This window comes from Azospirillum formosense (assembly GCF_013340925.1).
Classification (GTDB): domain Bacteria; phylum Pseudomonadota; class Alphaproteobacteria; order Azospirillales; family Azospirillaceae; genus Azospirillum; species Azospirillum formosense.
Window position 1 is genome coordinate 1 of sequence record NZ_WHOR01000556.1, and the last position, 579, is coordinate 579.

The window sequence follows — 579 nt, forward strand, 5'->3', positions numbered from 1 at the left end:
GGTTAGGGTGGGGGCCAGCGCCCACTCACTCCTCGATGTTGCGGGCCAGCACCTCGCGCTTGCCGGCGTGGTTGGGCTTGCTGACCACGCCTTCGCTCTCCATCCGCTCGATCAGCCGGGCGGCGGAGTTGTAGCCGATGCGGAGCTGGCGCTGGATGAAGCTGGTCGAGGCCTTGCGCTCGCGGCAGACCACCGCCACCGCCTTGTCGTAGAGGTCGTCGCCCGACCCGCCGCCGGCACCCGACCCGTCGTCGAAGGAGCCGCCGTCCTCGTCGTCCTCCTCGGTGATGGCGTCGACGTAGCTCGGCTCGCCCTGCGTCTTCAGGAACTTCACCACCTGCTCGACCTCGCCGTCGGCGACGAAGGGGCCGTGGACTCGGGTGATGCGGCCGCCGCCGGCCATGTAGAGCATGTCGCCCTGGCCGAGGAGCTGCTCCGCCCCCTGCTCGCCGAGGATGGTGCGGCTGTCGATCTTGCTGGTGACCTGGAAGCTGATGCGGGTCGGGAAGTTGGCCTTGATGGTGCCGGTGATGACGTCCACCGAGGGGCGCTGCGTCGCCATGATCAGGTGGATGCCGG

General features: G+C 69.3%; 1 protein-coding gene. It reads right to left on the bottom strand.

Annotated features, from left to right (window positions below; genetic code table 11):
- Positions 1-25: 25 nt before the first annotated feature.
- Positions 26-579 (bottom strand): DNA translocase FtsK (locus tag GBZ26_RS29815; protein WP_282184381.1); only part of this gene is annotated, 554 nt, incomplete at its 5' end.